The organism is Frondihabitans sp. VKM Ac-2883 (assembly GCF_015350875.1).
Taxonomy (GTDB): Bacteria; Actinomycetota; Actinomycetes; order Actinomycetales; family Microbacteriaceae; genus Frondihabitans.
The window spans coordinates 46,098-67,050 of the sequence record NZ_JADKSF010000009.1 but is presented as its reverse complement, the minus strand read 5'-3'; the positions used below and the strand labels follow the sequence as shown (position 1 = coordinate 67,050).

The 20,953-nt window shown below is 62.9% G+C and carries 21 protein-coding genes and 2 pseudogenes; 14 read left to right on the top strand and 9 right to left on the bottom strand.

Annotated elements, in window-relative coordinates; genetic code table 11:
* Nucleotides 1-105 precede the first annotated feature (105 nt).
* Together ITJ49_RS15335 and ITJ49_RS15330 are read right to left on the bottom strand one after the other, a co-directional pair.
* Nucleotides 106-1,392: an MFS transporter gene (locus tag ITJ49_RS15335; protein ID WP_194606450.1), complete on the bottom strand. Its 1,287-nt coding sequence runs from the start codon at nt 1,390-1,392 to the stop codon at nt 106-108.
* Nucleotides 1,393-1,525: 133 nt separating this feature from the next.
* Entirely contained in the window at nt 1,526-2,473 is a 948-nt protein-coding gene (locus ITJ49_RS15330) for a sugar phosphate isomerase/epimerase (RefSeq protein ID WP_194606449.1), read from the bottom strand.
* A gap of 204 nt (nt 2,474-2,677) precedes the next feature.
* On the opposite strand from ITJ49_RS15330, the gene ITJ49_RS15325 reads away from it, so the two are divergent.
* The 3 genes and pseudogenes from ITJ49_RS15325 to ITJ49_RS15320 all read left to right on the top strand — a co-directional run bounded on the left by ITJ49_RS15325 (nt 2,678) and on the right by ITJ49_RS15320 (nt 4,328).
* Nucleotides 2,678-3,616: a ribokinase gene (locus ITJ49_RS15325; RefSeq protein WP_194606448.1), complete on the top strand. Its 939-nt coding sequence runs from the start codon at nt 2,678-2,680 to the stop codon at nt 3,614-3,616.
* Nucleotides 3,582-3,701, top strand: a pseudogene (locus ITJ49_RS18285) (DeoR family transcriptional regulator); the annotation flags it as partial. The gene ITJ49_RS15325 and the pseudogene ITJ49_RS18285, both read left to right, overlap by 35 nt.
* A gap of 6 nt (nt 3,702-3,707) precedes the next feature.
* The gene (locus tag ITJ49_RS15320) at nt 3,708-4,328 is read left to right on the top strand and encodes a DeoR/GlpR family DNA-binding transcription regulator (RefSeq protein ID WP_255521783.1); all 621 of its coding nucleotides are present in this window, start codon (nt 3,708-3,710) and stop codon (nt 4,326-4,328) included.
* On the opposite strand, the gene ITJ49_RS15315 is transcribed toward ITJ49_RS15320, so the two are convergent.
* The gene (locus ITJ49_RS15315; protein WP_255521782.1) at nt 4,322-5,251 is read right to left on the bottom strand and encodes a phosphotriesterase; all 930 of its coding nucleotides are present in this window, start codon (nt 5,249-5,251) and stop codon (nt 4,322-4,324) included. The two genes, ITJ49_RS15320 and ITJ49_RS15315, sit on opposite strands and share 7 nt — an antisense overlap.
* 237 nt (nt 5,252-5,488) lie before the next feature.
* On the opposite strand from ITJ49_RS15315, the pseudogene ITJ49_RS15310 reads away from it, so the two are divergent.
* Nucleotides 5,489-5,716 (top strand): annotated as a pseudogene (locus ITJ49_RS15310) (phosphoribosyltransferase family protein); the annotation flags it as partial.
* On the opposite strand, the gene gndA reads toward ITJ49_RS15310, so the two are convergent.
* From gndA to ITJ49_RS15295, 3 genes are all read right to left on the bottom strand, one after another.
* Nucleotides 5,712-7,163 carry an NADP-dependent phosphogluconate dehydrogenase gene (gene gndA / locus ITJ49_RS15305; RefSeq protein WP_194606445.1) on the bottom strand — a complete coding sequence of 484 codons (1,452 nt, stop codon included), beginning with the start codon at nt 7,161-7,163 and terminating at the stop codon, nt 5,712-5,714. The pseudogene ITJ49_RS15310 and the gene gndA overlap by 5 nt on opposite strands.
* A gap of 55 nt (nt 7,164-7,218) precedes the next feature.
* Nucleotides 7,219-8,607, bottom strand: a complete 1,389-nt coding sequence (locus tag ITJ49_RS15300; RefSeq protein ID WP_370544554.1) for an MDR family MFS transporter — start codon at nt 8,605-8,607, stop codon at nt 7,219-7,221.
* Nucleotides 8,608-8,824: 217 nt separating this feature from the next.
* Nucleotides 8,825-9,406 carry a TetR/AcrR family transcriptional regulator gene (locus tag ITJ49_RS15295; protein ID WP_194606443.1) on the bottom strand — a complete coding sequence of 194 codons (582 nt, stop codon included), beginning with the start codon at nt 9,404-9,406 and terminating at the stop codon, nt 8,825-8,827.
* A gap of 65 nt (nt 9,407-9,471) precedes the next feature.
* Here ITJ49_RS15295 and ITJ49_RS15290 point away from each other — a divergent pair, with 65 nt between their 5' ends.
* A complete protein-coding gene (locus tag ITJ49_RS15290) occupies nt 9,472-10,434 on the top strand; it encodes an NADP-dependent oxidoreductase (RefSeq protein WP_194606442.1) in 963 nt (320 codons plus the stop codon).
* A gap of 472 nt (nt 10,435-10,906) precedes the next feature.
* Here ITJ49_RS15290 and ITJ49_RS15285 read toward each other — a convergent pair whose 3' ends face one another.
* On the bottom strand, nt 10,907-11,293 hold the full coding sequence (locus ITJ49_RS15285; RefSeq protein WP_194606441.1) for a helix-turn-helix domain-containing protein: 387 nt from the start codon (nt 11,291-11,293) through the stop codon (nt 10,907-10,909).
* Nucleotides 11,294-11,413: 120 nt separating this feature from the next.
* Here ITJ49_RS15285 and ITJ49_RS15280 point away from each other — a divergent pair, with 120 nt between their 5' ends.
* Nucleotides 11,414-12,250, top strand: a complete 837-nt coding sequence (locus ITJ49_RS15280) for an enoyl-CoA hydratase/isomerase family protein (protein WP_194606440.1) — start codon at nt 11,414-11,416, stop codon at nt 12,248-12,250.
* Nucleotides 12,251-12,768: 518 nt separating this feature from the next.
* On the opposite strand, the gene ITJ49_RS15275 is transcribed toward ITJ49_RS15280, so the two are convergent.
* Nucleotides 12,769-13,203, bottom strand: coding sequence for a helix-turn-helix domain-containing protein (locus ITJ49_RS15275; RefSeq protein WP_194606439.1), 435 nt, complete (start codon nt 13,201-13,203; stop codon nt 12,769-12,771).
* A 126-nt stretch (nt 13,204-13,329) separates the two neighbouring features.
* Here ITJ49_RS15275 and ITJ49_RS15270 point away from each other — a divergent pair, with 126 nt between their 5' ends.
* From ITJ49_RS15270 to ITJ49_RS15245, 6 genes are all read left to right on the top strand, one after another.
* Nucleotides 13,330-14,202: an oxidoreductase gene (locus ITJ49_RS15270; protein WP_194606438.1), complete on the top strand. Its 873-nt coding sequence runs from the start codon at nt 13,330-13,332 to the stop codon at nt 14,200-14,202.
* A 399-nt stretch (nt 14,203-14,601) separates the two neighbouring features.
* A complete protein-coding gene (locus ITJ49_RS15265; RefSeq protein WP_370544553.1) occupies nt 14,602-15,522 on the top strand; it encodes a helix-turn-helix domain-containing protein in 921 nt (306 codons plus the stop codon).
* A gap of 115 nt (nt 15,523-15,637) precedes the next feature.
* Complete coding sequence (locus tag ITJ49_RS15260; protein ID WP_194606436.1) at nt 15,638-16,489, top strand: SDR family oxidoreductase; 852 nt, start codon at nt 15,638-15,640, stop codon at nt 16,487-16,489.
* 69 nt (nt 16,490-16,558) lie between these two features.
* Nucleotides 16,559-16,984 (top strand): 4-oxalocrotonate tautomerase family protein, encoded by a 426-nt coding sequence (locus ITJ49_RS15255; protein WP_194606435.1) that lies wholly within the window; start codon nt 16,559-16,561, stop codon nt 16,982-16,984.
* Nucleotides 16,985-17,160: 176 nt separating this feature from the next.
* Entirely contained in the window at nt 17,161-17,547 is a 387-nt protein-coding gene (locus tag ITJ49_RS15250) for a MerR family transcriptional regulator (protein ID WP_194606434.1), read from the top strand.
* An 87-nt stretch (nt 17,548-17,634) separates the two neighbouring features.
* A complete protein-coding gene (locus tag ITJ49_RS15245; RefSeq protein WP_194606433.1) occupies nt 17,635-18,036 on the top strand; it encodes an ester cyclase in 402 nt (133 codons plus the stop codon).
* A gap of 554 nt (nt 18,037-18,590) precedes the next feature.
* On the opposite strand, the gene ITJ49_RS15240 is transcribed toward ITJ49_RS15245, so the two are convergent.
* Nucleotides 18,591-19,049: a MerR family transcriptional regulator gene (locus ITJ49_RS15240; RefSeq protein WP_194606432.1), complete on the bottom strand. Its 459-nt coding sequence runs from the start codon at nt 19,047-19,049 to the stop codon at nt 18,591-18,593.
* A 76-nt stretch (nt 19,050-19,125) separates the two neighbouring features.
* On the opposite strand from ITJ49_RS15240, the gene ITJ49_RS15235 reads away from it, so the two are divergent.
* Together ITJ49_RS15235 and ITJ49_RS15230 are read left to right on the top strand one after the other, a co-directional pair.
* A complete protein-coding gene (locus ITJ49_RS15235; RefSeq protein WP_194606431.1) occupies nt 19,126-20,082 on the top strand; it encodes an alpha/beta hydrolase in 957 nt (318 codons plus the stop codon).
* Nucleotides 20,083-20,100: 18 nt separating this feature from the next.
* Nucleotides 20,101-20,937, top strand: a complete 837-nt coding sequence (locus ITJ49_RS15230) for an SDR family oxidoreductase (protein WP_194606430.1) — start codon at nt 20,101-20,103, stop codon at nt 20,935-20,937.
* The last annotated feature ends 16 nt before the right edge of the window (nt 20,938-20,953 follow it).

Below are 20,953 nucleotides of genomic sequence, written 5' to 3'. Positions count from 1 at the left end.
TTCCACCTCATGGGTTTGGGCACAGGGTGTGCCAAGTGAAAAGGGTGTTGTGGGTGTCAGCGTCGTGGCTCTGGCCGTGACGCGGGGATGGGAAGGTTCAAGAAGTTAGGGGCGGTGCGTGCTCGTCTCCAGGTCGGCGTCAACTGATTCGGCGCCCGTTTCGCTCGTAGGTCTACCGGCCCGCTGTTCTTCGGGGGTTTTGAGGAATGGGGTGAGAATGGCGCTGACGACGTAGAGGGCGGCGTAGATGCCGATGACGCCGCCGGCGCCGAGGGTGGCGAAGAACACCGCTGCCAGAGCCGGCGCCACGAAGGTGGAAAGGCCCGCACCGAGGTTCAGGATGGACATCGCTGCACCCTTGTTGTCGGGTGCCAGGAGTGGGAACAACGCTGAGAGGGGAACGAAGCCCGCCATCGTGACGCCGCACAGGCACAGGATGGTGGTCATCACCGGGAAGTTGTGGCCCACAACGTGGGGCGTGATGAAGACCACGATCAGGACGGCCGCGTATGCGATGCCGCCGACGCCAGCGATCGTGCGCCGCCAGCCGATTTTGTCGCCGACGTATCCAAAGAAGAGATTGGCGAAGATGGCAACCGTGAAGACCAGACCCCACATTTGCAGCCATTCCGTGGTCGAGAACCCGAACGTTGCCAGGTAGATCGGCATGAAGACCGGTAGCCCGTATTGGGCCAGCCCGTTGATGGTCTTGACGGCCAGGCCAAGGGAGATGACCGGTCGTTGGAGCAACGTGACCGCTTTCGATACCTCGCGCAGGCTGAACTGGTGCATTTCGGAGGTGGGGACTTTTGCTCGGTTCACGAAGACGCCCAGAACGGAGCCGACCAGGACGAAGATCCCTCCAGTCCAGAGCACGGAGATGTTGCCAATGAGGGGGATCGCGAACGATGAGTAGAACGGGCCGATGACACTCAGACCCAGGGAAAAGACGAACCAGTACCAGCCTGCCGCAAGGCCCCGTCTCTGGACGGGTGCGGAGTAATTGATCCATGTCAGGAAGGAATATGCGAACAGCGGGTAGCCGATGCCTCGGATCGCGTAGAACACGAGCATGACGGGCCAGTTCAAGTGGGGGATTCCGAGCCCAACAAAGCCGATTGTTCCCATGACGAAGGCGACCGTTCCGGCGAGCATCACGCGGCGGGGACCCATGGTTTGCACGAGGACTCCGGAGAGCCACGCTGCGATTGCGACGGTGATGCCGTAGACGGTGATCAGAAGAGCAGTTTGCGGCACGGGGATGCCGCGGGAGGCGAGGTAGGGAGAGAGCCAGCCCTGCTCGACACCGTCGCCCACCATGAAAAGGACAAGGCCGACGTAACCCCAGACGAGGTTGCTGGGCAGGCCGATACGGTTAAGAACACGGTTCATGGGTTCGGGAACTGTCCTTTCGTCACTTCGTTGTGTTTTGTGCCGGGCCCTGGCCCGGCGGCATTACGTTGAGCGGGCCGATGAGGCCCGCGGGGCCGGCCCAGACATGTCGTCTGGGCCGGTGTGCCGACCGTTAGGCGACGGGGTTGAGCACAGAGATGCCGAGGAGCTCGTTGCGGAGCTTCTGCGCGGCGACACCGTCGGCCTTCTGGATGACCTCGGTGATGTGATCGACACCGACTGCTTGGACCTTTTCGATAAGCAGCTGGATGGTGGCAAGGTTGGCGCGTGCTTCGGCTTCTGCTTCCTCGCGGATGGGAAAGGTGTCGAAGTAGATCGGGGCGTCGTAACCGTATTTGAGCAGGTAGTAGATGAACTCGAGCGTCTCGAACGGGTGAATGGAGCCGATCATGAGCCCGTCGTCGTGGGCGTTGTTTCCGTCGTTGAGGTGGACGCCCCACAGCTTGCCCTGGGCGAGCAGTTGGGCTGCGCCGAGTGCGGGGTGGTCGCCGGCCATGAGCATGTGGGCGAAGTCGAGAGTGGCTCCGACGTTGTCTCGGTCGATGAGCTTGAGGATGTTGATCGTTGCGCCGAGGCTGCCGATCATCGAATGAACGCGCTCTTCGTAAGGCTTGTACTCGATGCTGAGTCGCACGGCCGGGTTGTAGTCAGCCAGTTCCTGGAATGCCTCGACGATGCGAGCCTCGTCCGCAACGTAGTCCTTCTGGAACGTGTAGTCGAAGCCATCGAACCCGAGCCAGACAGTGACGAGGTCACTGCCGCCGGCGACGGCCGCATCGATGCCGGCCTTGGTGAGATCGATGGCTTCCTGACGGATTTTCTCGTCGACGTTGCTGTATTCACCGGCCGCGAAGTCCCTTCGGAACCTCATGGCCACACTGTTCAGAGTGAGTCCCAGCCCGTCGAGGAGCGGCTTCATGGCCTCCACGCCGACTGTCGTGAAGTGCTCGGGGTAGTTGAGGTCGACGTAGTCGATGCCTTCGATGGCCGCGACGCGGCGAAGTGCGGCGGCAGCGTCTCCGGTGCCGTTGAACGAGTTGAGGCGGGTGGCGAACTTCATGGTCAGGACCGTACACGCAATGACAATCGCGGTCAATCTTATTCATCGGTTTTCATTGTATCGAGGCGTCTGGGGCCGAATCGGCGACCCTGGCTAGCCTTTTTTGACACTTTTCGTCATTTCGCCGTACAGTCATGGACGCGGCATGCAGGCTTGCCGTCCAATGCACTCAGGGTTGGTGCTCACAGTGAGGTGGAGACGCGAATGGCAGAGGCAAGCATCCTGGTCATCGGCAGCATTAATTACGACTACTTGCTTACCCAGGAACGCTTGCCCCGCCGCGGCGAGACGTTTCCTGCGTCCTCGATGGAGGGAGCTTTCGGAGGTAAGGGGGCGAATCAGGCAATTCAGGCGGCCCGTCTAGGCGCAGACGTAGAATTCGTCGGTGCCGTCGGGCCGGACGAGAATGGTCAAAAGAGCCGCGCGAACCTCGAAGCCCACAACGTCACGGCGATCCTGCGCGACTCTGAGCTATCGACCGGCACCGGAATCGTGCACGTGACCGGTGCAGGAGACGTCTACGCGACCATTTTCGAGGGTGCCAACGGGGCAGTCGATGCCAACTGGGTCGACGCGCAGCGGCTGCGCATCTCGTCGGCTGCACTCGTGATCATTCAAAACGAGATACCCGCTGAGGCAAATGCGCGAGCGGTGACCCTCGCTCATGAAACCAACGTGCCGGTCATCTACAACGCTGCGCCTGCGCGCGAGGTCTCCTTGTTGGTCTCGAATTCGTGCACCTGGTTCGTAGTAAACGAGGATGAAGCAGCGTTCTACCTTGGGAGGGCTCTCGGGGAACCCACGAACGAGACACTCATGATGCAAGCTGCTCGAGAACTGCTCCGATATTGTCCCGGAGTGATCGTGACCCTGGGCCGCCACGGAAGTGTCGTCGCAACTCCTGACGACACAGTCTTCGTGCCGTCCAGACCGACCAAGGCCGTCGACTCAACGGGCGCCGGCGATTCTTTCGTCGGAGCCTTTGCAACAGCCGTCCTCGAAGGCAGCAGCCCGGTCCAAGCTGCCACAGCAGCGACAATCGTGGCATCACTCACGGTTCGGGGAGTCGGGGCGCAGTCGAGTATGCCGATGCGCGAAGATATACCGCATGAAGCCGTATACGCGTCACCGTCTGATTCTTGACACCGTCGGGGACCGGGACGCGGTCTCCATCGATGAACTCATCACTGCCACTGGAGCGTCACCATCCACAGTCCGACGTGACATCAAGACGATGGAAGAAGCAGGACAACTTGTCAGCCTCCGGGGCGGCGCCGTCCGATTAGACGATCGCCCCGTCGAACTACCCGTCTTCGCCAAGTCGCTGATCAAGAAAGCTGAGAAGGCGGCCATAGGCCGCGCCGCGGCGGAACTGGTCCACGACGGCGACACGGTCTATCTCGACTCCGGAACGACAGCCACGAGCATGATCCAACATCTCCGCGGCATCCGCGTCCACGTCATCACCTCGAACACCCAGGTGTTCGCCCTCCCCATCGACAAGAAAGTGCAGATCACCGTTCTGGGTGGCGACTACCTGAACGAGATCGGGTCCATCGTGGGAGCCATGACCGACCGCATGCTCGGTGACCTTTTCTTTGACAAAGCCTTCCTCGGGGCGAACGGTATCAGTCGGGATGCCGGCGTGACGACGTTCGACATCCGCGAGGCCAACAAAAAGCGGCTCGCCCACGAGCACAGCCGCGAAACCTTCGTCCTCGCCGACGGCTCAAAGCTCGGTCAGGTCTCGCTGTGTCGATCCCTCGACCTCAGCAGCGCGACGATCATCACGGACGAGTACGCAGACGTCCTCACGGCAGCTCGTGCCTATCTCGTGGCCCAAGCGACTCAGTAGGCGACACCGGGAGTTAGCATTCGGCGCGGATTCTCGACCATCATCTGATCAATCTGATCCTCAGACACGCCACGACGACGCAGCGCGGGAAGAACGCCCCTGCCGATAAACTCCAGGTCCCAATCCGGCTGCTCGCGGGCATTCCAGTCCGGTTCCATGAACGTGTTCACAAAGTTTCCGTCGTGCGCCAAGAGCAGACGATCGATGTACCCGGCATCGATAAGAGTCACGACCGTATCGATCCTCTGATCGAACGACGCACCCATGTAGTCCTGACCAAATCTGTCCAGACCGATGAACGATCCTGCATCGAGGAGTTCTTTCAAGTAATCGATGTCGGTCGTATCGCCGCAATGGCCGATGACTACGCGGCTGAGATCCACGCCCTCCTCACGAAAGACGCGCTGCTGGTCCAAGCCGCGGCGCGTGGATGAGTCGGTGTGTGTCGAGATCGGCACACCCGTTTCCCGGTGTGCCTGCGCGACAGACCGCAGAACCTTCTCCACTCCGGCAGTCACACCCGGCTTGTCCGTCGCACACTTCAGAATCCCAGCCCGAGTGGATGTTCCAAAGATCCCGTCTCGGATGTCGCCAATGAACCACTCCGTGAGAATGGACGTCCCGGCGGGGCGAGCGACATCGCGGAACTCGACCAAGCCAGAGAGATCTTGGAAGGTGTAATAACCGGTCGCGACAACGATATTTACGGACGATTGAGCCGCAACGCGCTCGATACGCTGAACGTTCCGGCCGAGGCCCACAACCGTGAGATCGACGATCGTGTCGATGCCAGACACTTTCAATTCGTTCAATTTGGAGACTGCCTGAGCCACTGCTGCTTTCTCGTCCCAACCCACGTCAAAGTTGTCGTGGATCTCGCTGTCGGTGAGGAAGACGTGCTCGTGAGGGAGAGTAACGCCCAAACGTTCAGGCTCAAGGGGCCCCATGGCAGTGCTAATTTGCGTCAATGCTCATACCTGACTAAATGTCGCTCCCGCGGTCTTCCTAAACACTCCCGTTCGAACCGCTGACCGGTGGTCAATTGGAAACTATGCGCAGATTATGTCAGATTGCCGCAACAGTCATCAAGGTGGTAAAAGAACTGGCATGGATGAGGTAAACGATCTCGCATTTTCGGTCTTGGCCGGAGTGCAAAACGAGCAGGCCGCGCCTGCTTGCTGGTCGATGACCTGATCGACACGGGCCGCACCATCGTCAAGGCGGCCGAGGCTGTGAAGGCCGCCGGTGCGATCGGCGTGGTGGTCGCGGCCACCTACGCGGTGTTCTCCGAACCTGCGCCCGAAATCCTCTCGAACGAGTTCATCGACTCGGTGGTCGCCAGCGACACTCTGCCCCTCACCGAGCACCAGCGTTTCGACCGCCTCAGTGCGTCGAGGGCTCCGTCTCGATCTCGGAGCGGTCGCCGCTCCACAGCGTGTGGAACACCTTGTCGCTGTCGGTGCGCTTGTAGGTGTGCGCGCCGAAGAAGTCGCGCTGGCCCTGGATCAGCGAGGCGGGAAGCCGCTCGGACGCGAGCGAGTCGTAGTAGGCGAGAGCCGACGAGAAGCCGGGAACCGGGATCCCGGACAGCGCCGCCTTCGCCACGATGCGCCGCCAGGCGTCCTCGCCGTCGGCGATGGCCTTGGCGAAGTAGTCGTCCTCGAGGAGGGTCGCGATCGAGGCGTCCTTCTCGTACGCGTCGACGATGCGGTTCAGGAACTGCGCGCGGATGATGCAGCCCCCGCGCCAGATCTTCGCGATCGCGCCCTTGTCGATGTCCCAGCCGTACTCCTTCGCGCCGGCGATGATGGCGTCGAAGCCCTGGGCGTAGGCGACGATCTTCGAGGCGTAGAGCGCCTTCTCGACGTCGTCCTCGAAACCGTCGCCGGCCTCCTGGATCTCGGGTCGGCCCTTCACCGTGTCGCGGACGGCCTTCCGCTGGTCGGGCTTCGACGACACCGCGCGGGCGAAGACGGCCTCGGCGATGCCGCCGACGGGGACCCCGAGGCCGACGGAGTTCTGCACGGTCCAGACGCCGGTGCCCTTGGATCCGGCCTCGTCGACGATGATGTCGACCAGGGGCTTGCCGGTCTTCTCGTCTTTCTGGTTCAGCACCTCGGCCGTGATCTCGATCAGGTACGACTCCAGCTCGCCCTTGTTCCACTCCTGGAACACCTTCGCGATCGCCTCCGGCTCGTGTCCGCCGATGCGACGGAGCAGGTCGTACGACTCGGCGATCAGCTGCATGTCGGCGTACTCGATGCCGTTGTGGATCATCTTGACGAAGTGCCCGGCGCCGTCGGTGCCGACGTGGGTCACGCAGGGCTCGCCCTCGGCGACCGCGGCGATGGACTTCAGGATCGGGCCGAGCGTCTCCCACGCCTCGGCGGAGCCGCCGGGCATGATCGACGGCCCCTTGAGCGCGCCCTCCTCGCCGCCGGAGATGCCTGTGCCGACGAAGTTCAGGCCCTGCTCGCGCAGCTCGTGCTCGCGGCGGATGGTGTCGTGGAAGTTGGCGTTGCCGCCGTCGACGATGATGTCGCCCTCCTCGAACAGGTCGGCCAGCTGCCCGATGACCGCGTCGGTGCCCTTGCCGGCCTGGACCATGATGATGGCGGTGCGCGGCTTCGACAGCGAAGCCGCGAACTCCTCGATCGACTTCGACGCGATGAACCCGGCGTCGCCGTGCTCCTTCATCAGCACGTCGGTGCGCTCCGGCGATCGGTTGTAGACCGCCACCGTGTTGCCCTCGCGCGATGCGAGGTTGCGGGCGAGGTTCGAGCCCATGACGGCGAGGCCGACGACGCCGATGTTCGCCTGAGTGTTGTTTTGCATTGAGGTTGTCCTTCGGGTGCAGTTACCGAGTTGTGTGGTCAGTCGACCGTGGTTATCAGACGCTTTGGGTGGCTAGGGCTGCCTCGTCCGTTGCTCGTCGGACGGCTGTTTTGCCGGGGAGGACGAGGCAGACGGGGGTGGCGACCGCGGTGATGCCGATGGCGAACCAGAACGCGATGCCATACCCGTGGGACGCACCGTGCGTAGAGGTGGTTTGAAGGACGACCGCCGCTACGGCGGTGCCGACGGATCCGCCGATTTGTTGGATGACCCTGGTGATGATGCTGGCGCCGGGCACTTCGTGGCCGGCAAGGCCGATAAAGGATGCCCCGGTCAGGGGAATGATTGCCGCTCCCATGCCGAACCCTCGAACAAGTAACGCAGCAAGGAGGAGGGCGTAGTTGGTGTCGGAGGTGGCGAAAGCGAAGGGGATGGTGGCGAGGGTGACGATTGCGAAGCCGATGAGGGCAACCCAGCGTGGTCCAAATTTATCGGTGAGTCGACCTGCAGGGCCCCGGGAGAGGAGCGTTCCGATGCTTTGGGGGATGAGGAGCAGGCCCGCGCCGAGGGCGGTTTGTCCGCGGGCTGCTTCCCAGTAGAGGGGGAGCAGGAACATCGCACCGAACAGGGTGGCTCCGGCGAGGAAGCCGAGCACCGAGCCGGACGCGAGGGGCCGGTGCGCGAACAGTCGGAGGTCGATGAGAGCCCTGTCGCGGCGGCGCAACGCCCAGCCGACGAAACCCGTGAGCAGCAGCAGGCCCCCGATGAACGGGGTGAGCACTTTTCCGGTCCCGAAACCGCCCGCACCGGCGGCCTGTGAGAGGCCGTAGACCACGGCGATGACGCCGGGGGAGATGAGGAGGAGCCCAATGATGTCCAGGCGCGTGCGCCGGCTGGGCGCTGAGGGGGCGAGGTTGCGAATGGCCAGCCATCCTCCAATGACGCAGAAAGGAATGTTGACAAGGAAGAGCCAACGCCAGTCGGCGGCGGCGAGGATCACCCCGCCGAGGACGGGCCCGATGATGGGGCCGAGAGCGGTCGGGAGAGTGATTGCGGCCATCACTCGTCCAATGTTGCGGCCACCTGCCGCCTGGATGATGAGGGTGGTCATCAAAGGCAACATAATTCCGCCGCCAAGGCCCTGAAGGACGCGGAACGCGATGAGGCTCTCCGCGTTCCAGGCCGCCGCGCACAGCACGGAGCCGAGGAGGAATGTCGCGAGAGCGATCAGCCATAGCCGTTTGCCGCCGAGAGCCGTTTGCGCCCAGCCGGCGATCGGGATCGTGATGAACATCGCCAGCAGATACCCCGTGCTCACCCACTGGATGGTGCTGAGCGGTGCGTGCAACCGGGAAGAAAGATCGTTGATCGCGACACTCACGATCGTGGAATCGAACACCACCGCCATCGCGCCAACAATGATCGTGAACGCGGTGACCCACACCGCGCGATCCACCCGATCCGGATCGACAGGGGAAACGGATTGATCCGTGATGGGCATGAGGAGAAGGTCCCTTTCAGTCGAGGCGAGACAACACGCGTCTCTAATCGGAGCGCGTTCCGTTCAGACTGTAACACATTGCCGGAGCACGCTCCGTTTAATCGACAAGAATCGCTCCACTCAAAGCACGAGACGAGACGCCAGTGAGTTGGATACTCAGCTATCGAGTGGGGCGGAGACCGTCGAGAAGAATGTCGAGAAGTCGATCGGTCCTGAGTGCGCCGCCGGCTTGCTTGCTGACGGTGAAGATGCCGATGAGGCTCGCAGAGACTTCGATGGCGGTCACATCGGAGCGGAGATCGCCCCGGGTAGCTCCGGCTCGGAGGATGGTCGATATCGCCTCGAGAATTTTTTCGCGTGTTTGGGCGTGCCCCAGGTCGCCGGACTCGACCATGGCAAGAAGAGTGTCGAGCATGCCGCTTTTAGCGGCGATCCACTCGCCATACAGGTCCATCCAGGCGCGGAGAGCAATGGCGGGGGAGTGCTGGGCGAGCAGCTCCTGGGCGCCGGTGGTGAGTCGGTCGACCTGATCGCTGTACACCGCCTCCACCAGGGCCTCGCGGGTGGGGAAGTGTCGGTAGAGCGTCCCAATCCCCACTCCGGCTTCCCGCGCGATCGCCCGCATCGATGTCTCGGTGCCGTCGGTCGCGAGCACCCGGGTGGCAACCAAAAGGAGTTGCTCGCGGTTGCGCACGGCGTCGGAACGAAGCGGGCGGACATCAGGACTAGTCAAAAGGAACATGCTCCGGTTATAGTGGGTTCAATACGGATCGTCGTCCGTTTAATCTATCTCAGGAGTGGTAACGCATGGCTGACCTACAGAACAACGACACACACGAGTCCTCACCCGCACGAGCGGTATTGCTTGAATCTTTCGGCGGCCCCGAGAACTTGACCCTGCAGGACGTTCCCGCACCGCACCCGGGACCCGATGAGATCCGGGTCAAGGTGACGGTCGCGGGCCTGAACCCGATGGACTGGTTCATGACTTCCGACGCGGACACAGCAGCCCGGTTTGGTTTGACGCTGCCATCCGGGTATGGAACCGACTACGCCGGCGTTGTCGATGAGATTGGCGAGGGCGCCACGGGCTATTCGGTCGGTGATCGGGTCTACGGGGCGGCACTGTCTCGGGCTCTGGCTGATTTCGTCATCGTGAAAGCGGACGGCAACATCGCGTCCGGCGTCGCTCACCACACCCCCGACGGTGTCGATGATCAAACTGCGGCAACGATCGCGATCGCGGGCAGCACAGCTGCGGCAGCTTTGGAGGTGCTGAACCTCAGCCCGAATGACACGGTCCTGGTGGGGGGCGCGGGAGGCGGCGTCGGCCTGTTCGCCGTCCAGCTCGCCCGTGCTGCAGGCGCCCGCGTGATCGGCACCGGTTCCCCGGCCACGGCGGAGTACCTGACAACCCTTGGTGCCGAGCCGGTCGCGTATGGCGAAGGGCTCACCGACCGAGTCCGCGCACTCGATGGCGGACCTATCACTGCCGCGCTCGATTTGCACGGAACTGACACGGTCGACGTTGCCCGAGAGCTCGGCGTCCCTGACAACCGCATCTGCACCATCGCAGCCATTGTCGAGGGAGTGCCCGCGGCCAATGGCGCTACCACCAGTGCCGAATCCCTGCAGGACCTCGCACAACTCATCGCAGACGGCGTACTTCGCGTCCCGATCGCGGCAGCTTTCCCCGTCGAAGAAGTCCGCGCGGCAGTAGAACTCCAAGCAGGACGCCACGCCCGAGGCAAAGTCATCGTCGAACTCTGACCACGCTAAAGAAGGCCTCCCAGCGAAAGCAGGGAGGCCTTCCGCATCGATTGTGAACACTCTTTCGGCGTCAACGCAAAAGGTGCCTTCTTCACGCTGCAGCACGCGGCACGCACCGTGAACAGAGGCGGCTCCATCGTACTGATCCGCTCGGGATCCACCAGCCGCCTTATCGCTGGTTTCGGGCTTTGTGCCTCAAGCAAGCTGGTCGGGAACTACCTAAGGCACACCTGACGATTGCGCGCGCTCGACGAGTTACGCCGCGCGATGGATCACGCCGTCCGCGTGTCGAGGCAACCCTGCACGACGCCGCGCTGGAGGTCGATGACTAGAAGCGCAGTCGTAGGAGACATCCCCAATCGTCTCAAGCGACGTGTCCGATGGCCAACCCCTTGCGATCACTATCCGCACGTCAGCGTGGAAACGCTTCGAACCGCCCTTCAGAACTCGACGGATTCCCGTGCGTCAGTCGTCAGCCAGTCCCGGAGGCGATCCGAGCGTCGTATTGGCGCTGGACAGCCTCGACTTCGTCGCTGTGCTCGACTGTCCATTCGTAGAGCCGAATGAAGGGCATCCGGAAAGACTCGCCGAGAGGCGTCAATGAGTACTCGACCCCCACCGGAGAGGTCTGGAGGACGCGTCGCGAGATCATCCCGTTGCGCTCGAGACGTCGCAGTGTCTGTGTAAGCACACGCTGGGTGACTCCTTCGAGCTGCCGCTTGATCTCGTTGAATCGCGTCGGGTTCTCCAGGACGGCGAGCACCATCATCGACCACTTGTCAGCCACCTGATCCAGGATGGGCCGGCTCGGGCAATCGACGCGGAATCGGGGGTCCGGAACGGTGTTGATTGTCGACATGGAGGTGTCCTTCGGAATCCTTGGTGCCAGGAAAGTGCGTTATTGACGGTCCTCGCCTCACCGATGAGGCTAGGTATGCAAAGCAAACGTACCTGCCTATGGACAACCATGAAAGATCTCATGAACTTCCCCACATACAGCAACCTCCATGTCACCATCGAAGCCGGGGTCGCCGCTGTCGTCCTCGACAACCCGCCCGTCAATGTCCTCGGCGCTACCCTCATCCGTGAACTCCACGATCTCCTAGGGCGCTTGCGGGACGAGGCATCGGTTCACGTCATCGTGTTCTCGAGCGCGAACGACGAGTTCTTCCTCGCCCACGTTGACATGGGAATCTTCGATCAGATGGGCGAGCTCACCCAGATCGCCGAAAGCAACCCGGGCTTGAACGTCTTTCAGAGCGTGGGCGAGCTCTTGCGGCACCAGCCTCAAGTGACCATTGTCAAACTCGTCGGCACGGCGAGGGCAGGCGGGGCGGAGTTCGTCGCAGCCGCCGACATGACATTCGCCGCTCGAGAGACGGCCGGTATCGGTCAGCCCGAGTCGCTCATGGGCATCCTTCCCGGAGGCGGGGGAACGCAGTACCTCCTTGAGCGGACGGGCCGGAACCGCGCTCTCGAGGTCCTTCTCTCGGGCGACCTTTTCGACGCGGATACGGCGGCCGCCTACGGTTGGATCAATCGCGCCCTTCCTGCCGCCCAACTCGACACGTTCGTCGATGACCTCGCCGCTCATATCGCCGCCGTCGGCGCCGACGTCATCGCGCAGGCCAAGAACCTCCTGCCTGCCTCTGATCTCACCGCGCAACTCCTCGAGGAGAACGACGCCTGGGCAAAGCTCGTTGGCCGGGAGATCACGGGAAAACTGGTGGCGGGAGCCGTCGAGCGCGGCATCCAGACGGTCGAGGTGGAACGGGACCTCGAGGGTCTCATGCGGAGCATCGCCGCGGACCTGTAGCGCGGGCCGATGCGAGTCGCAGGCGGTGGCGGCAAGAGCAGCCAGGCTTGTGGATCGCAACCCGAGAAGGCAATGTCTCCGGCGCCATCTATCTGGCCGTCGAAGTCGAAAATGGCCCTGCAGCAGGAACTACCACGCTTTTGGAAGCCGCCAGCCACCGGCAACAGGCCCCGGTGACCGTGGCGACAATGGCGATTACGTCTGAGGGCCCGAAGGTATTTTCGCCACGCTTCGCCCCACGGCTCCTCGGCTTGTTGGCGCCTTTCGTCCCGACCTGGTCGTCATCCTGACCGGCATCACCAACGCCCTCCGAGCAGCACTGCCCGCGAACGCATCGGCTTACGCTGCGGGGGGATCGGCCACGCGGGTGCGGACAGCGATGAGTGCATCGCGGCAGATGATTCCCCGCCTCGCTGAAATGACTGCGATGTTCGGTCATGGCCGCAGAGACGAATTGGGTTCATCGTTCAAGCCTGCCGGAGCCGAGAACGCTGCACCAGCACCCGCCCCTTGAGCCCCTAGCGCTCGACGTGCTCGGTCGCGGTGTGTGCTTCACGGTTCGAGATGACCTCGTCCATGTGTTCCTCTGCCCATCGTTTGAGGCCGCGGATGGTGTCCTGCAGGGAGAGGCCGAGGTGGGTCAGTTCGTAGGTGACGGTCACCGGCACGGTCGGCTCGGCTGTCCGGGTGAGGAGGCCGTCGTTCTCCAGTGAGCGCAGGGTCTGCGTCAGCATCTTCGGGCTCACCCCTGCCAGGGTTCGTGCTAGCTCGGAATAACGCATGGGTGCAGGATCCCCTACGCATTCCGGTCCGCTTCCCAACGCTGTCAGAATTAGGGTGACCCATTTGTCGGAGATCCGGTCGAGAAGCTTCTGACTCGGGCACACCGCCAGGAAAGCGTTGTACTGCGCCTTGCTCTCGGCTCGTCTCTCGGCCGCTGTCATCGTGGGCATGACGACTCCTTGTTCCGTATGGGTATCAAGGCACCTGAAGGTGCGTACTTCCCAGCCGGAAGCTACTTCCCAAGAATGGAGCATGGAGCCACAAGGCGCCACCCCGTTCCTCTGAAAGGCAGCACCATGACGACATCAGCCACCACTCTTCCCGGCGGCACTTGGCAGCTCGGCGACCTCGAAGTCACCCGGTTCGGCTACGGGGCCATGCAACTTGCTGGGCCCTGGGTCATGGGACCCCCGGCCGACCGACGTGCGGCCCATGCAGTCCTTCGCCAAGCCGTCGAGCTCGGCATCACTCACATCGACACCAGCGACGCCTACGGGCCCCGCGTCACCAACGACATCATCCGCGAAGCTCTCCACCCTTACGGCGAGTCCCTGCACATCGTCACCAAGGTCGGCGCGAACCGTGACGCCCAGGGCGGCTGGCCCACGGCCCGGCAACCCGTACAACTGCAGCAGCAGGTCCGCGAGAACCTGAAAGCCATCGGAGTCGACACCCTCGACCTCGTCAACCTGCGGGTCGGCAACGCCGAAGGTCCCGTGGCCGAATCCGTCGGCGAGGCGTTCGAGACCCTGGTCCAGTTGCAGCAGGAAGGGCTCATCCGGCACCTCGGCATCAGTAACGCCACCACCGACCAGATCGCCGAGGTCCAGGCGATCGCGCCGATCGTCAGTGTTCAGAACATGTACAACCTCGCCGTCCGCGGGGACGACGACCTCATCGACCAACTCGCGTCCGAGGGTATCGCCTATGTGCCCTTCTTCCCCCTCGGAGGCTTCAGCCCCCTTCAATCCGACACCCTCTCGGCCGTCGCAGCGCGGGTCGGCGCCACACCAATGGCCGTCGCTTTGGCGTGGCTTCTTCAGCGGTCGCCGAACATCCTCCTGATCCCAGGTACTTCCTCCGTCGAGCACCTTCGCGAGAACGTCATGGGGGCCGCTTTGACACTTGCTTCGGACGATCTCGCCGAGCTCGACCAGATCGGGCGGTGAACCGCACCCCGCAAGACGGACGGCTCCCGGGCGGCCGGAGCCCCGTTCGGAAGAGAACCCTCAACGCCCCTAAGCATTGAGAGCCGCGGAGGCAGCTGCGACTCGCCACGGGGAGGTTCGAGGGAGGGTGCTGGATCATGGCGTGTTAAGGACACGAATGAGGGGATTCACATGACTGGCTCTAGGAACGTTGCAAGCGGTCTCGCTGCGACTGGTGCCGCCGTGGCGATTGCGCTGGGCACGCCCTTTTGGGTAACGCCACGCAACCGACAACCACCCCCGCCTCGCGTGCAGGCCTTCAGCCTGCAGCCACGTATCCCGGGCTGCTGACGCGGTCTTATTGTGGGTGGGATTATGCGGGCTAGGCGAGTAGCTCGTTGTCCGAGGGAGGATGGTTGGGTGACGTCTTCGTTTCAGGAGCTGGGTGCGTTCCTCAGGCGCGCACGTGCGAACGTGCAACCCGTTGGCTCGTTGCTGGCCGATGGGCGAGTGCGTCGTGTTCCTGGGCTGCGCCGGGAGGAAGTCGCGTTGCTGGCGGGGGTGTCGACCGATTACTACACGCGCTTGGAGCAGGGGCGACGTATCGTCCCTTCTGCGCAGGTGGTGGCCGCGTTGGCGGCGGCGTTGCAGCTGGATGATGCCAGCCGGGAACACGTGCGCCACCTGGTGGCGGCGTCGGAGGCGCCGGTGGCTGCGCCGCGGACGAGTGTGCAGCGCGTTCGGAAAGGTCTTTGGCAGTTGCTTGAGGCGCTAGGTGATCACCCGGTGCTGGTCTTGGGGTACGACGCCAGTGTGCTCGCCAGCACCAGGCTGGCCAGGGCTCTGTTCGCGGATTTTGATGCTATGGCACCGAAAGAACGTAACTACGCGCGGTGGCTGCTACTCGACCCCGCAGCGAGATCGTTGTTCGTTGACTGGGAGCTGCAGGCTCGGACGGCGGTGGAGACGCTGCGATTCGCGGCGGGGAATCATCCGCACGACCGGGGCTTACAGGCCCTGGTGGGGGAGCTCATGGTCGGAAGTGCGGAATTCGCGGCGTGGTGGGCGCAGCATCAGGTGCAGCAGCGAACCTATGGAACGAAGCAGGTTGTACACCCTGTTATCGGTGAGTTGGCGGTGGAGTACGAGTCGTTCCTGCTGCCTGGCGACCGGGACCAGACCGTGTACGTGTACACGACCGCGCCGGACAGCGCCTCGCGGGAAGCGATGAGCCTTCTTGGACACTGGACCGCACCGAAACGCGTGAAGTGCACGAAGCCGGCCGCGTTGGATCCCGTCGTTCCCGATTTGGTCGACGGCGCGCCTGATTCCGCCGGGTAGGACGGTGATTCCTAGGCATTCCCGGGCTAGGTACGGGCGGCTGCGCGTCGTTCCGAATCGCGAGGCTTGGAGGTGAGCCCTTTAGGGCAGTTCACCGACAGAAAGAAGCTTCGCAATGACCTACCCCTCTGATCGACCTGCGACTTGGTTTGTTACCGGTGCCTCCCGCGGCCTCGGCCTTGCCTTGGTGAAGCACCTGCTGGGGCGTGGTGACAACGTCGCTGCGACTACCCGCTCCACTGCCCGTCTTGTCGCAGCGCTTGACGGCACTGACACGTCGAACCTGCTGCCTTTGGCCGTGCAGCTCACCGACGTCGAGGCCGTCACACGCGGCATTGCCGAGACCACCACCCGGTTTGGCGGGATCGATGTCGTCGTGAACAACGCCGGTTACGGCTACCTCGGGGCCGTCGAGGAAACTTCTGACGCGGACGTGCAAGCCATGTTTGACGTGCAGGTGCGCGGCACGTGGAACGTCATTCGCGCCGCTCTTCCGGGAATGCGCGCCGTAGGCAGTGGCCACATCATTAACGTCTCTTCGATCCTTGGGCTGCTCTCCTTCCCTGGCTGGGGTCTGTACTGCGCGGGCAAGTACGCCATCGAGGGGCTCAGTGAATCACTCGCCGCCGAGGTCGCGGACTTCGGCATCAGCGTCTCCGTCGTCGAGCCGGGTTACTTCAATACCGACTTCCTCACCGACCACTCCCTTGCGCTTCCCGAGACCACAACGGACGCGTACCCGGCGATCCGGGAGATGGTCGCCCAGCACAAGGCCATGCCCGGCACCCAGCCGGGCGACCCGGACAAAGCGGCTGCCGCACTCTCCGCCATCGCTCAGCAGGGCGGCCCACTGCGCCAGCAGCTCGGCTCGGACTCTTCAGGTCTCGCCGAGAACAAGGCCAACAACCTGCTGGAGCAGATCCGCGATGGCCGCGAACTCGCGCACAGCACCGACTACAGCAAGTAAGCACTCCTATGCGGCCGCCCGCAGCAGAACGTTACGGGCAGCCGCGTCGGATACGCAACGGAGAGCACGATGCCCGTCATTTATATCGACGCACCCGGTGGAGCAATCCACGTCCAGGATCGGCAGGGTCTCGCTCGACGTCTGACCGACAGCGCCCTGCACCACGAGGGGCTGCCCGCGACACCGTTCGTGCGAAGTACGTGCTGGATCTTCTTCCGCGACCACGAGCAAGCAGCGGTCTTCCACGGTGGAACCACCAACGGGACCCCGGTCATCACCGTCGAGGTGAACGCATTCACCGGTGGCCTCGAGGACGAGCAAAAAGCGGCGTTGATCCGCGAATTCACCGACCTAATCAGCGCGGCCGCCCGCTCAGTAAAGCCCGCCGTGTACGTGCTGTTCCGCGACGTTCCCGCCGCAAACTGGGGTGTCCTCGGCGAGACCATCACCCTGGATCAGCTCCGACACCCCGCACCGGAAGTGCAGCCGCTCTGACGATCATGCCGACCTTGGGATGTCCATTTAGAAGCACGCTGACTGCCGAGCAAAGGCCCAGGCCGGCCCGATTGTCCTGTCCAGCAATTGATCCACTACTGAATCAGCAATGCGGGCAAGATCGCCGGTCCTGATCGAGTCGGAATGGCGCATGCTCTCACGACGTTTGGTGACAGGTGCAAATTGGAGAATTGGCGAGCATTGTGAATGCCAGCGTACGAGCGATTAGGTACTACGAGGAGCAAGGCCTGCTTAGAAGCGGGCGCACAGGACGCGGCCATCGCGTCTACGACTCGGACGCAGTGTGGCGCGTTCGGACGATTCAGCAGCTGTACGCCGCTGGCCTGTCCAGCAAAACCATTCGCGAACTTGACACCTGCCTTGGGCCGCGCCTGCTGACGCCGGCGCAGATCGACGGTTTGCGCGCGGAACTGAAGCAACTTGACGCAAAGGCCACTGAGCTCGGCAAAGCACGCCGACGCTTGGCGGCCATCATTGACTCGAGCGAGCTCGTCGAGCGCGGTGTCACCGTTGCGGTTGCACTCCCTGGGCCGACCGCATGACGGACTTGCACCTACCGTCAACGTGAGCATTTATCGTCGCCAGAGGCTGACGGATCGTCGGCACTTACTGAGAGGAACGATATGACTATGCACCTTCCGACATTCGACGCTCACGAGTTCGTCCGGCGCTTTTTCGAAATGGCGAACGCTCACGATTTCGATCGACTCGCTGATTTTTTACAAGATGAGGTCGTCGTCAACGGTGTTTCGCTCGGCAGGCAAAGCATCGTCGCGCAGTTCAAGAGTTACGACGCTGCTGTTCCCGATCTTCACTGGAAAGTTCTGGATGAGGTCGCCGAAGGGGATAGCATTGCTGTCCGTCTAACGGATTCCGGCACGCCGGTGTCTGAATTCTTCGGTTTCGGCCCAACCGGAGCATCGGTCGCGTTTACGGAGACGGCGTTCTGGCGTGTAGTAGACGTGCGAATTTCCGCCATGGCATTCGTGTTCGATGTCGACGCCCTCCGCAGTCAGCTGACCGAAGCGTAATTCTCTGCGAAACCCTCAACTGTGCCGCGGGTTTCGATACTGCTGAAACGCTCTGGTTGTTCCCGCCAGGTGTCCGCGGCAGGTGCTAGCTACCATCGGCGCTCCGGACCGGAATGAGGAAGGGCCACGTCGCTTGGCGTGGCCCTTCCTCATTTTGCCGGCAACTCAGTCGGTACCGCAAAGCTTTCGCCCGACGCCACACGGACGCCTTAAACGTGAACCAGCGTCGGCAACCCTTCTGGTGGCATATGTCGCCGTCCATCCGACGAGCACACCCGCAGGACGTCATCAACGCCGGCGAGCCCGATCGCCATAATGTCGAACAACCCGCGGCGGCAGGAAGCTAATGTCATTAGAGCTTCACTGCCGCGAGGTTCGGCGCTCCGCAGTTGACAAGCAGTTTGGTCATCCGTAGACGCTATTAACGCAGAAAAACCGACGTCAGAAAGACGATCCTCTCCTAGCTGCAATGCTACCTTGCGGCGGGTTGGTCATCCTCGTGCGGGACCTGCAGCGGTGTGTAGCTTCTGCGATCCGGTACTTGCCGACTACCTTCAGGCGGATTGTTTCACCTGCGCAGCGATGCTCTCAAGTGCGAGGCAGGAGGGGGTTTCCCCGGTCCATAACATTCCAGCATCGCCTGCTTCAACGTGTTCGGCATACAACTGAGCTTTCGCCGCGATCGCAGTGAGCGTGGCGGACATTTCGTTCATCTCGGCTCGCACGCGCTCCTCGTGTTGTCGGAGGAGCGCGAGGCGCTCTTGTTCGTTTCCCGGTCCGTCGGCGACGAGTTCGGCGTAGCGGCGGATGTCGCTCAGTGGCATCCCGCAGGCTCGGAAGCGGTTGCACATCGTCAGCCACTCAATGTCGAAGGTCGTGTACAGCCGGCGCCCACCGCTGCTACGTGCCACCGATCCGAGCAGCAGACCTTCACGTTCGTAGTACCGAAGGGCGTGGACACCGAGACCTGTTCGCTCACTGACCTCGCCGATCGTCAACAGCTGCGTATTCATAAAACTCCTTCTTGATCTAGAGCGAACTCTAGGTCATACGGTGATTGACGTCCACAACAAAGAGCTAGGAGTGCACATGCCCTTGTCCCTCGATCCTGAACTCGCAGCGGTCTTCGCCGCCGCGGCCGGTGACACCCCGGCTGATCCCCTGGTCCGCGGTGACTGGGAGACCTGGCGAACCGCAGTGGCGGCGACCTACCCGCAACTGACCGCCAACCTCGACCAGCCCGAGGTCGAGCGCCAGGTCTTCACCACAGCGTCCGATGACGGCGTCGAAATCGACTTGCACTGGTACGCGCCCGTTGGTGGCGCTGCACGCGCAGACGACGCCGTAAGCGCTGCCGTTCTGCACGCGCACGGTGGTGCATTTGTCGCCGGCGAGGTCGCCCACTTCGCACCGTTCTTGGCGCAGTACGTCGCGGCGTCCGGTGTTCCGATCCTCTCGGTCGAGTACCGGCTGGCTCCTGAAGCCACGGGTTCGACAATCAGTAACGACGTCTATGCCGGTCTGACGTGGTTGATCGAAAACGCCACACGACTCAGCGTGGATCCCAGCCGCATTGCGGTCATGGGTGAAAGCGCCGGATCAACCCTCGCCGCTGCGGCGGCAATCCGTGCAACCCGCGAAGGCATCGCGTTGGCCCGCCAGATCCTCATCTACCCGATGCTCGACAACCGCGAGACGCCGCTCGATCCCAACCTTGTCCCCTTCTCGGCTGATCTCGACACCCTCAGGCACACCGGATGGATCAGCCTTTTGGGAGACGACCACGCTGGGGACCAGCCCCCCACGATCGTCCCGGCGCAGCTGGAGGACTTCTCTGGCCTGCCGCCGACGTACCTCGAGGTCGGTGAACTCGACGCGTTCCGCGACGAGACCGTCACCTACGCGCAACACCTCTGGGCCGCCGGCGTCAGCACCGAACTGCACGTCATCCCGGGACTTAACCATGGCTGGGACCACTTCGCGCCGACGATCTCGATCCGAGACGAGATCTTCGCGCGTCGCATCAGCATCCTGCACTCCCTCTAAAACGAAAGCGAACACATTATGACCAAGACCTGGTTTATCACCGGCAGCTCCCGCGGTATGGGCCGCGAACTCGTCGAGAAGCTCCTCGCCCGCGGAGACCGCGTCGCAGCAACTGCCCGCCGCCCCGAACAGCTCGACGATCTCGCCGACACGTACGGCGACCTCCTCTGGCGCCACGCCCTCGACGTCACCGACTCCGCGCAGATCCGGAAGGTCGTCGACGAGGCGTTCGCAGAGCTCGGCCACATCGACGTCATCGTCAGCAACGCCGGCTTCGGAATTCTCGGCGCCGCCGAGGAGCTCGACGACGACGACACCCGGCGGATGCTGGAGACGAACCTGCTGGGCTCCATCACCCTCGCCCAGGCGGTCACGCCGCACCTGCGTCAGCAGGGCGGCGGGCGTTTCATTCAGCTCTCCAGCATGGGCGGACACATCGCCTTCCCCGGCTTCTCGCTTTATCACGCCGCGAAGTGGGGCGTCGAGGGATTCTTCGAGGCTTGGGGTCCCGAGGTCGAGCCCTTCGGAATTACGACCACACTGGTCGAGCCTGGCCTGATCCGGACTTCGTTCTACGAGGTGATGGGTCGCAAGGAGCCGCTGCCCGCCTACGCCAACAACACCGCGATCATGCGGCAAGAGGCACCCCTGGAGGAGATGGCAGGCGATCAGTCCAAGGTGGTCGACGGCCTCATCGCCGCGGGTGAGAATCCCGAGCCCCCCCGTCGGCTTGTCATGGGATCGGACGCCTACTCGATGATCACCGACGCACTCCAGGCCCGCATCCTCGAGATCCGAGCCCAGCACGACACCGCCGGGCTGACCGACGTCGACGGTTTCGCCGCCAGCAACTGACCCACTATCGCCGGAC

What these genes read in the sequence shown, in the direction of transcription:
- ITJ49_RS15335 (WP_194606450.1), bottom strand. Translation starts at nt 1,392, where the DNA reads ATGAACCGTGTTCTTAACCGTATCGGCCTGCCCAGCAACCTCGTCTGG.
- ITJ49_RS15330 (WP_194606449.1), bottom strand. Translation starts at nt 2,473, where the DNA reads ATGAAGTTCGCCACCCGCCTCAACTCGTTCAACGGCACCGGAGACGCT.
- ITJ49_RS15325 (WP_194606448.1), top strand. Translation starts at nt 2,678, where the DNA reads ATGGCAGAGGCAAGCATCCTGGTCATCGGCAGCATTAATTACGACTAC.
- ITJ49_RS15320 (WP_255521783.1), top strand. Translation starts at nt 3,708, where the DNA reads ATGGAAGAAGCAGGACAACTTGTCAGCCTCCGGGGCGGCGCCGTCCGA.
- gndA (WP_194606445.1), bottom strand. Translation starts at nt 7,163, where the DNA reads ATGCAAAACAACACTCAGGCGAACATCGGCGTCGTCGGCCTCGCCGTC.
- ITJ49_RS15295 (WP_194606443.1), bottom strand. Translation starts at nt 9,406, where the DNA reads ATGTTCCTTTTGACTAGTCCTGATGTCCGCCCGCTTCGTTCCGACGCC.
- ITJ49_RS15290 (WP_194606442.1), top strand. Translation starts at nt 9,472, where the DNA reads ATGGCTGACCTACAGAACAACGACACACACGAGTCCTCACCCGCACGA.
- ITJ49_RS15285 (WP_194606441.1), bottom strand. Translation starts at nt 11,293, where the DNA reads ATGTCGACAATCAACACCGTTCCGGACCCCCGATTCCGCGTCGATTGC.
- ITJ49_RS15280 (WP_194606440.1), top strand. Translation starts at nt 11,414, where the DNA reads ATGAACTTCCCCACATACAGCAACCTCCATGTCACCATCGAAGCCGGG.
- ITJ49_RS15275 (WP_194606439.1), bottom strand. Translation starts at nt 13,203, where the DNA reads ATGCCCACGATGACAGCGGCCGAGAGACGAGCCGAGAGCAAGGCGCAG.
- ITJ49_RS15270 (WP_194606438.1), top strand. Translation starts at nt 13,330, where the DNA reads ATGACGACATCAGCCACCACTCTTCCCGGCGGCACTTGGCAGCTCGGC.
- ITJ49_RS15260 (WP_194606436.1), top strand. Translation starts at nt 15,638, where the DNA reads ATGACCTACCCCTCTGATCGACCTGCGACTTGGTTTGTTACCGGTGCC.
- ITJ49_RS15255 (WP_194606435.1), top strand. Translation starts at nt 16,559, where the DNA reads ATGCCCGTCATTTATATCGACGCACCCGGTGGAGCAATCCACGTCCAG.
- ITJ49_RS15245 (WP_194606433.1), top strand. Translation starts at nt 17,635, where the DNA reads ATGCACCTTCCGACATTCGACGCTCACGAGTTCGTCCGGCGCTTTTTC.
- ITJ49_RS15240 (WP_194606432.1), bottom strand. Translation starts at nt 19,049, where the DNA reads ATGAATACGCAGCTGTTGACGATCGGCGAGGTCAGTGAGCGAACAGGT.
- ITJ49_RS15235 (WP_194606431.1), top strand. Translation starts at nt 19,126, where the DNA reads ATGCCCTTGTCCCTCGATCCTGAACTCGCAGCGGTCTTCGCCGCCGCG.
- ITJ49_RS15230 (WP_194606430.1), top strand. Translation starts at nt 20,101, where the DNA reads ATGACCAAGACCTGGTTTATCACCGGCAGCTCCCGCGGTATGGGCCGC.